The organism is Shinella sp. SUS2 (assembly GCF_001262505.1).
GTDB lineage: Bacteria > Pseudomonadota > Alphaproteobacteria > Rhizobiales > Rhizobiaceae > Shinella.
Genome location: NZ_KQ410787.1, coordinates 1 through 7150, shown reverse-complemented (window position 1 = coordinate 7150; position 7150 = coordinate 1). Strand labels below are relative to the sequence as shown.

The window sequence follows — 7150 nt, the reverse complement described above, 5'->3', positions numbered from 1 at the left end:
CGCCTGCTCCGCTCACCGGCAAGGCCGGTTCGCTGCGGCCGCGGCCGCGCCGTCCTCACGGCGCTGCGGCTGGAAAACGGGCTGCGCCGCCGCAAAACAGTCGGAACAAGAAGAGAGTGTCGGCTGACAGAAACCGATTGCAGCCCCGCGCATAGGCGCGTGGTTGGATCAACGGATCGAACACGTTCCAGGCGCAGGGCTACAGCCAACCGTGTTGGAAGCGAAAGCATGAATCGATTTCAACATCTCTTTCCACCGCTGAACATGACGGCGGGACCGAATCGTCGGAATGCTATTCCGAGAGGTCCCACGGATTGACGAGCGCGACACCCATGCCGTCGAAATCCCTCACGTTGCGCGTCACCAGGGTCATGCGACGGGTGAACGCCGTCGCCGCGATATAGGCGTCGTTGATCGGCTTTGGATCAGGCACATGCCATCGGGCCGCCTGAACGGCTGCCGCCTCGTCCAGAGGTAGGATTCGGCCCGAAAACGTCGTGAGGACGGTATTTTCGAGCCAGTTGCGCAATACTTTGCCGGCGGCGGGATCATTATGCTCCACCAGCCGCACACCAATCTCCAGTTCGTGCAGCACAACAGAGGAAATGAAGGTTTCGGCCGGATCGACGGTTTCGTTCCAGACCACGACGTTGGGATGCGCCCTGCCGCTCGCAACCTTGCGCAGCTCGGACACGACATTGGTATCGAGCAACAGCATCAGGACAGATCGACCGGCTGGGCATGCTCGGTTCGCTGCGGGAGAGGCAAGTCGACGTCTTCCGCTCCCGGCGCGGCCAGCATGTCACCGAGCGTCCGCATTTTGCCGGTAAGCCGCTTGTACTCGTCAAACGACAAAAGGACATGCGCTGGCCGCCCCCTGTCGGTGATTATGACAGGCCCCCCGTTCGCGGCGCGCTTTGCGCGGCCAAGGTCGTGATTGAGTTCCCGGCCTGAAAGTGTGGTGATGGCCATAACAAGCCTCCAACAATTGTGGTTACGTAACCACAATTAGCGCGTATAGGCCGGAATTACAAGACGGGACTGCGCCGAGAGCGCGGTCCCGTGCGAATTGAGACAAAATCCCAAAACCAACGCAGCGACAGAAATCCGTATTGTCCCCTGACGCGTGGGCCTTTCGGGGCGGGAAGGGGAGGGCGAGGGGAGGGGCTTTGGGGCTCCTCTCGTACCGCATCGCGTCCGCTCGATGCGGGTGCGAAGCGGTCACTGGTACTGCTGCCCCTCCGCGTCGGGAGGAGGGGCAGGCGGGTTTGCTACCGGATGAAACCGAGCTTTTCCGCGATGGATGGCTCATAGTCGTGGCCCGCCTCCGCCAGAAGCGCAATCATGTCGGCGTGATCGAGATCGCGGACCTCGTAGCCCTGCCGGCGTGCCGCCTCGATGATCGCCTCCAAGGTCGGGAATTCCTCCAAAAGCGTGCCGAGCCAGACTTCCGGCGTGCCGAAATCGTCATCGCTCTCGAAGCCCTGAAGAAAGAAGGTGCGTAGCGGCGGATCGAAGCCGATGACAGCCTCGTCGTCCGTTCTCTCGCCTTTCAGAAGGGTAACGGTGTAGCGGCTCATTCGTAGGCCTCGCTTTGCAAATTCCACTCCGTTGTCCACCTTGGATCGTCAAAGTCCGGAACCTCGACGCTGCCATTCTGGAACCCCTCGATGGCGCTCTCGTGATCGGCCGCATCGACTTCGACGTTTATGAGGCGCTCGGCGCAAAATATTTGGATGATGGTGACTGTGTGCTTGCTCACTGGAGATTTCCGTTCCGACCAGTGCCTAAAAGGAAAAGGCGGCTTGGCCGCTGGCCTGCATGTAGGTGGCGCTATCGCCCGCCGCGTAACGCTCGCGGCCCAACGCGGACCACTGGAGGAAACCGGCACGGTCATAGCGAAACCAGCCGTCCTCGATGCCGAAGATCATTCCCCAAGCCTCGGCCTCGGCGGATAGACGGCCGGTATAGATCGGCCAATGCTGGCTGCCCTTGTGCTGACGGCAGACGCTCGGGGCAGAGAAAGCGCGGATGGTGGCGCTTCGGTCGCCGGGTTCGCTTGCCCTGACCGCGCCCATGACCTTGCGGGCGTCGGCGATGGAGATATAGCCCGACGCCTTTTTGTCCTCGTGATGGGAATAGCGGCACCCGAAGGCCACGGCGTGCATGATGCACTCTCGCTCCGTGAACTCCCGCGTCGCCAGCAATTCGCGCCAATTCCGCGCCGTGATCAGGTCGACGGCGTGCCACCAGCGCGCAGTCGGGCCGCTCGAATAGCCGTGGCGGTTCGGCGCGCCGTTTCGGTCTATCTCGTACCCCAACAGGTTTTCGACATGCCGCACATAGGGATGGTCGGCCAGCAGGGGATGGCGAAGCCCTATTTTGCGCGGCTGCGTTCCATCGGGAGGGCAAACCTCGATGGGATGCCGGAACATGCGCGACGGCAGGTTCCACGGCTCGGGCAGCTCGAAGCCATGTGGGACGGCCAGCGAATTATTGATGTCGAGAATGGCGAGGTTCGGCGCGAAGCCGTTCTCCACCAGCGCATCGCCCATCGTGTCGGTGTTCGGCGTGTCCACGATTTGCTCCTCCTGAGTTCATCCTTGAAGGTTCGGCTTACGCCGAAGGGGATCGCTCCCCTTCGGGCAGGGCCAGTGTTTCGGTCGCGCCATCAATCCCACGGAATGACAGCCATGAGGTCTTCGTCGTCCTGACCGGGGAACCGGCCAAGATTGGCGTTGAGCCTGCCGTGGCCCGTGCTGACGGAGAGGCTGAGATAGTCGCCGCCGTTCTGGTTCTTCTTCTTCCAGATACCGCCGAGTTCTACGCGTCGGCCGCGAGGGGACTTGGCAAAGATGCGGTAAACCGGGGCATCCTTGTTGGTGCTGGCGTAGGCTTCGCCGGCGACGTCGATGTCATAGGCGATGGATGCGATATTGCCGCTGAGGGTGCCGTCTTCGTTGAAACGGATGAAGTTGGAAAGTTCGGTCATTGTCTGTCTCCTGAGTTTGCGTTTCCCGAAGGGGAGCCCCCTTGGGCGAAGCCTCCCCGGTCTTTCCGGGGGAATGGCCTCTGACATTCCCCCGGACAGAGGGGGGAGGGCGCAGCCCGCCCCATGGCGGCGGTCGTTCGGGTCAAGGGGTCGTGGCGGGGAAAAAACGGAAGGTTCGGCGCGCAGCGGTGAAAGCCGTTTTTTTCCCGACGCGACAAGCGGCTTGCCGCGCCTGCCCCTTGATCCGGGCGGCCGGCGATGTCAGGGGCGAAAGAGATGATGCGGCCCGTCGCCGGGCCTCAGTGCCGGGGGCGCAAGCCACCGACCGGACAAGCGATCGTTACCGGGATCGGCGGAGACGGCCGAAGGCTGGCTCCGTGCTCGCATAGAGCGCGGCCGGCCGGAACGGGCGGTGGCCCAACCTACGTTGTGATTGCATATTTCGCATGGAATACGTAAATTAGGTATATTCAGAATCGAGGCCGGCGATGAAGCAGTTCACCTTTTCCGACATGAATCGGGCATCCGGGGAAATCCTCGAAGCTGCCCTTATCGAACCCGTCGCGCTCACCAAGCGCGGCAAGCAAAAGCTGGTGATCTTGACGGCCGATGCCTATCAGCGCCTGAAGGGCGAGACACATGCGAAGGCATACCGCCTGGAAGATGCGCCCGACGAAATCCACGATGAGTTGATGACCGGCATCGACGCGATCCTCGACGATGCAGGCCGCGATGTTTGAGCGGGGACAGGTCGTCCGTTTCCATTATCTGTGGGCGCGGCAAGCAAGCGTGGGCGAGGAATCCGGCCGCAAAGCGCGTCCGGTCTGCATTGTCGTGCGCACGCCCGGAAATCCGGGGGCGGTCTATCTCTTCCCGATCACATCGCAAGAACCCCGGAGCGAGCGCATTTCCCTTTCGCTCTCGGAAATGGAATGCCGCCGCGTGGGCTTGTCGTTTCCTTGCTGGATCATCCTCGATGAATACAATCGTGTGGAACTCGACAAGGCATTCGATTTCGACTCGACCAAGCCTATTGGGAGCGTGAGCGCGGCATTCCTGGAAAAGATCGCTACGGTCATCAAGCAAGCTTCGGCCAGCCGCCAGGTCAAGGGCGTCAACCGATCGTAGGGGGGAATGACATGGCAATGACCGATCATGAACGCGCCGCATTCGAGCGGCTCCTGTAAATCGCCGGAAGCGACACCGGACAGTCCCGGCGTGTGGCTGCATTTCTTCTGGCATGGTGGAATGCTGACCGCCTCGGCGGCTTCGATCTGACGGACCTGTTCGGCGTGGATCAGGTGATCGCCGCCGATATGGGGACTGTGTTCGTCTGCCTCGGCCGCCAGTCCCAGGCATTCTACCCCGAAGAGTATCGAGCCGAGATCGAGGCTCTTATCGAGACTTGGCGGCCTGAGATCTGGGCCGAGAACCAGAGCTAAGGGTCTTATGGGCGGGAAGGGAGTTCGAGGGGTGGGGCTCCGGGGCACCCCTCGTCCTGGCCGGCGCCGCTCGATGCGGCAAGGGACAGGAACACGAGCGCCGGCGCGGAACAGTCTCGCAATCCCGTAAATGCAAAGGGATGCCTATGGCGCGTTTTTCGCCGCTGGCCCTCTGGAAATCAGCCGCTTAATATGCGCGCGAAGCTCAGTCTCCGTTCCGGCAAACCGATCTTGCCCTTCGGGATAGGTGATCGTCCAAGCTTCGTTTTTCGAGGCCCTCGTCGCTTCGTAGATGTCGCCATTGTCGGCGGTCACAGCGATCACAGCGGACGGACGTTTGGATGCCGGCTCCGGCTTCGACAAGGAATAGGACACCAGCCAGCTCGGACCATGCGAATTGCGCAGCGCCTGCAATATGCCGGTCGTGCGGGCATTCATCCAATCGTCGTTCAGCTTTGACTTCCAACGGCGACCGTTCTCGAGCGCGAAAGCCTGAAGGGCGGTGTGCTCCTTCGGGGTCAGGGAGCGAAGCTTGTTCATTGCTGATCACCTCCGCCCTGCTCGCTCAAAGCGGCACTGGCCGCTATGCCTTCTTCCAGGCAGGTGATTGCCGATCTGATCGCTTCGAGATCATCGTCAATGCCGTCCTGCAGAGGATCGTCTTCAAAGCCGGACAAGAACCGTTCGGCCCGCCGAAGCGCGTCGATTACGGCGTCACTGCTGCCTATCCCCGACAAAGGCTTGGGGACGTCGGCGCGGCGCGCCACCTTGGCGATAATGGCATCCGCGCCGGGTAGCCATGCGCTGAGGATCGGATCGCCTTCGGCGTTCGCCACCCTTACGCGCGCCACGGCGAATTTCAGCGAGTCCAACAGCTCCGCCAGTGCGGTGTCCTCTTCATGGGAAAGGGCGGCTTCAAGCGCGATCCGGACCTTCCATTGAAAGCGATTTTTTTCAGTCCCGCGCCCAAAGGCGTCACCCCAAAAGTGTTGCTGCTCGATGAAACGCGGGTCTTTTGTCCAATAGATTTCAAATTGCTCATCGGACCACCCATAGGTGGATTGCTTGACCATCTTTTCGACGGCCTTCGCGGCGCGCTCGATCATCTCATTCGTTACCTGCATCTGAGCCTCCAATAGCTGCGCGGGCGGGTTTGCCGGTCTTGAAGTCAACGATCTTCCATTCCCATTTCGGATTTTCTTCCCTGTTGTCGTCTATGAGGGTTTGGGCCTTTTCCGGGGTCGCGAATTGGGCTGCATGGATGCGCAAAGGGTTGGTCCCTCGACGGGTTAGGAAAGACCATTTTTTCTTCCCGACCATGCGGACTTTGATTGCGTAGCTCATGCGTCACCGCCTTTCGATGCAATGAGGCTCCCGACTTGGGATTCATCGTCTGGGGCTGTTTCGAGCGCGGCGGCCGTGCGGGGGAGGGAGCAAAAGTGAAGGCGATCCCGAACGATGCAGGAAAAGCCGCTATCGGTGGAAATCCGAAATCCCTCGGGAGTCTCTTCCTCAAACCATCGGTCTCCGGCTTCGATGCAATCGCGAATATTGTTTAAGGTGATGAAAAATGCGCCGCCCCAGGACGAGGGAAAGCGAGAGTGAATTGCATTGGCCAATGCCATGGGACGGACATGGCCAGTGATCTCCCCACTATTGGAGATGACGACTGGATGCGCGGGCTTCATGGTCTACCCTCCGATATGGTGGTGATGGATGCGAGCGCCGCCATTGCCGGCGGCGCTCCTATTGTCCCGATCAGGATTTCAGGGCGGCCATCCGCTCGCCAAGCAGCCAAAGGGCCTTGTTCAGCTTGATATCCTGATCGATCCCGTTGACCGCGCGGGACGTCGCACGGCGCGGCCTGCCGAGGTCGTCGCGACCGACGCCGCGCAAACCGCCCTTGATGGCGTTTTCCTGCACCACGTTCCACGTCGTCCAAAGATCGTTCGCACGGTCGTCGTGGCGGCGCGGGACAAGCAACTGCTCCGGCTTGATCGGCGTGGTCGTCTCGCCTTCATTGTCTCCGAAGCGGAGAACATGGGCGGCATCCGCCAGAATTAGAGCCTCCTCAGGCTTCATGCGCATGGTCGACCAATCCTGCGGTGCGGCAAGCGTGCGTTCGGCCTCGCCGAGAACGCGATAGGTTCCCTCGATGACCTTGTGCTGCACGTCGCCGGAATGGCGGACCTTGATGGCGTCGATGGTGCCGGTCTGCGTCACCAAGGAATTGAGGCAGCGGACGCGGAAGAGCCCGGCCATCAGTTCGTAGGCGCTGGTTCCGTCATTGGCGTTCTTGAGGAGGATTTCGCAGACGGTATCCCCGACATTGTAAACCTTGCCGTCATCGATGCGGCGCATGCGAATGAGGTGCTTGGTGAAGTCGGCCTTGCCTTCAGTGCGGCTGCGGGACTGCTTGGCGCCGACCGGCATGAAGCCCTCGTTCATGAGGCCGCGCAACACCTCGATGGTCGGGATGGGTTTGAAACGCTCGGACCTGCTCTCATGGGCGGTCACGGCAAAGATGGACGGCGCGAAGCTGCGCATTTCGGTTTCGGTCAGGGCGCGGCCGGTGTCGAAACGGGCGGTCTGGGTGTAGATGCTCATTTTCTGTCTCCATGTTTCCCGAACTCCCGCAGGGGAAGCCCCCTTGGGCGAAGCCTCCCCGGTCTTTCCGGGGGAATGGCCTCTGACATTCCCCCGGACAGAGGGGGGA

14 protein-coding genes are annotated in these 7150 nt (G+C 61.2%); 4 read left to right on the top strand and 10 right to left on the bottom strand.

The annotated features are described in order from the left end of the window. Nucleotides 1–292 precede the first annotated feature (292 nt). From AKG11_RS32640 to AKG11_RS32615, 6 genes are all read right to left on the bottom strand, one after another. Nucleotides 293–718 (bottom strand): type II toxin-antitoxin system VapC family toxin, encoded by a 426-nt coding sequence (locus tag AKG11_RS32640; protein WP_050747018.1) that lies wholly within the window; start codon nucleotides 716–718, stop codon nucleotides 293–295. Continuing rightward, nucleotides 718–972 carry a type II toxin-antitoxin system Phd/YefM family antitoxin gene (locus AKG11_RS32635; protein WP_050747017.1) on the bottom strand — a complete coding sequence of 85 codons (255 nt, stop codon included), beginning with the start codon at nucleotides 970–972 and terminating at the stop codon, nucleotides 718–720. The genes AKG11_RS32640 and AKG11_RS32635 overlap by 1 nt, the downstream gene beginning before the upstream one ends. Nucleotides 973–1271: 299 nt before the next feature. Continuing rightward, the gene (locus tag AKG11_RS32630; RefSeq protein WP_050747016.1) at nucleotides 1272–1580 is read right to left on the bottom strand and encodes a hypothetical protein; all 309 of its coding nucleotides are present in this window, start codon (nucleotides 1578–1580) and stop codon (nucleotides 1272–1274) included. Then, a complete protein-coding gene (locus AKG11_RS32625; RefSeq protein WP_050747015.1) occupies nucleotides 1577–1762 on the bottom strand; it encodes a hypothetical protein in 186 nt (61 codons plus the stop codon). Before AKG11_RS32625 ends, AKG11_RS32630 begins: the two co-directional genes overlap by 4 nt. 25 nt (nucleotides 1763–1787) lie before the next feature. After that, on the bottom strand, nucleotides 1788–2579 hold the full coding sequence (locus AKG11_RS35265; protein ID WP_197284065.1) for a hypothetical protein: 792 nt from the start codon (nucleotides 2577–2579) through the stop codon (nucleotides 1788–1790). 92 nt (nucleotides 2580–2671) lie between these two features. After that, on the bottom strand, nucleotides 2672–2992 hold the full coding sequence (locus tag AKG11_RS32615) for a DUF736 family protein (RefSeq protein ID WP_050747014.1): 321 nt from the start codon (nucleotides 2990–2992) through the stop codon (nucleotides 2672–2674). Nucleotides 2993–3480: 488 nt separating this feature from the next. Between AKG11_RS32615 and AKG11_RS32610 the strand changes: the two genes are divergently transcribed. From AKG11_RS32610 to AKG11_RS32600, 3 genes are all read left to right on the top strand, one after another. Next, nucleotides 3481–3732, top strand: coding sequence for a type II toxin-antitoxin system Phd/YefM family antitoxin (locus AKG11_RS32610; protein WP_050747013.1), 252 nt, complete (start codon nucleotides 3481–3483; stop codon nucleotides 3730–3732). After that, nucleotides 3713–4120 carry a type II toxin-antitoxin system PemK/MazF family toxin gene (locus AKG11_RS32605; RefSeq protein WP_245290308.1) on the top strand — a complete coding sequence of 136 codons (408 nt, stop codon included), beginning with the start codon at nucleotides 3713–3715 and terminating at the stop codon, nucleotides 4118–4120. Before AKG11_RS32610 ends, AKG11_RS32605 begins: the two co-directional genes overlap by 20 nt. A 92-nt stretch (nucleotides 4121–4212) precedes the next feature. Further along, entirely contained in the window at nucleotides 4213–4434 is a 222-nt protein-coding gene (locus AKG11_RS32600) for a DUF7673 family protein (protein ID WP_371260178.1), read from the top strand. 144 nt (nucleotides 4435–4578) lie between these two features. Here AKG11_RS32600 and AKG11_RS35260 read toward each other — a convergent pair whose 3' ends face one another. From AKG11_RS35260 to AKG11_RS34980, 3 genes are read right to left on the bottom strand one after another with little or no spacing between them, the layout of a single operon-like run. Further along, nucleotides 4579–4974 (bottom strand): hypothetical protein, encoded by a 396-nt coding sequence (locus AKG11_RS35260; RefSeq protein ID WP_050747012.1) that lies wholly within the window; start codon nucleotides 4972–4974, stop codon nucleotides 4579–4581. Next, the gene (locus tag AKG11_RS32590; protein WP_050747011.1) at nucleotides 4971–5558 is read right to left on the bottom strand and encodes a hypothetical protein; all 588 of its coding nucleotides are present in this window, start codon (nucleotides 5556–5558) and stop codon (nucleotides 4971–4973) included. The genes AKG11_RS35260 and AKG11_RS32590 overlap by 4 nt, the downstream gene beginning before the upstream one ends. Then, nucleotides 5542–5778, bottom strand: coding sequence for a hypothetical protein (locus AKG11_RS34980; RefSeq protein ID WP_156334218.1), 237 nt, complete (start codon nucleotides 5776–5778; stop codon nucleotides 5542–5544). Before AKG11_RS34980 ends, AKG11_RS32590 begins: the two co-directional genes overlap by 17 nt. Before the next feature lie 35 nt (nucleotides 5779–5813). Here AKG11_RS34980 and AKG11_RS34975 point away from each other — a divergent pair, with 35 nt between their 5' ends. Further along, entirely contained in the window at nucleotides 5814–5993 is a 180-nt protein-coding gene (locus tag AKG11_RS34975) for a hypothetical protein (RefSeq protein ID WP_156334217.1), read from the top strand. Between the two features lie 199 nt (nucleotides 5994–6192). On the opposite strand, the gene AKG11_RS32585 is transcribed toward AKG11_RS34975, so the two are convergent. Continuing rightward, entirely contained in the window at nucleotides 6193–7041 is an 849-nt protein-coding gene (locus tag AKG11_RS32585) for a DUF932 domain-containing protein (RefSeq protein ID WP_050747010.1), read from the bottom strand. Nucleotides 7042–7150: the final 109 nt, after the last annotated feature.

Excerpts from the sequence above, each read along its gene's own strand:
- AKG11_RS32640 (WP_050747018.1), bottom strand. The coding sequence starts at position 718 with ATGCTGTTGCTCGATACCAATGTCGTGTCCGAGCTGCGCAAGGTTGCG.
- AKG11_RS32635 (WP_050747017.1), bottom strand. The coding sequence starts at position 972 with ATGGCCATCACCACACTTTCAGGCCGGGAACTCAATCACGACCTTGGC.
- AKG11_RS32630 (WP_050747016.1), bottom strand. The coding sequence starts at position 1,580 with ATGAGCCGCTACACCGTTACCCTTCTGAAAGGCGAGAGAACGGACGAC.
- AKG11_RS32615 (WP_050747014.1), bottom strand. The coding sequence starts at position 2,992 with ATGACCGAACTTTCCAACTTCATCCGTTTCAACGAAGACGGCACCCTC.
- AKG11_RS32610 (WP_050747013.1), top strand. The coding sequence starts at position 3,481 with ATGAAGCAGTTCACCTTTTCCGACATGAATCGGGCATCCGGGGAAATC.
- AKG11_RS32605 (WP_245290308.1), top strand. The coding sequence starts at position 3,713 with ATGCAGGCCGCGATGTTTGAGCGGGGACAGGTCGTCCGTTTCCATTAT.
- AKG11_RS35260 (WP_050747012.1), bottom strand. The coding sequence starts at position 4,974 with ATGAACAAGCTTCGCTCCCTGACCCCGAAGGAGCACACCGCCCTTCAG.
- AKG11_RS32590 (WP_050747011.1), bottom strand. The coding sequence starts at position 5,558 with ATGCAGGTAACGAATGAGATGATCGAGCGCGCCGCGAAGGCCGTCGAA.
- AKG11_RS34980 (WP_156334218.1), bottom strand. The coding sequence starts at position 5,778 with ATGAGCTACGCAATCAAAGTCCGCATGGTCGGGAAGAAAAAATGGTCT.
- AKG11_RS32585 (WP_050747010.1), bottom strand. The coding sequence starts at position 7,041 with ATGAGCATCTACACCCAGACCGCCCGTTTCGACACCGGCCGCGCCCTG.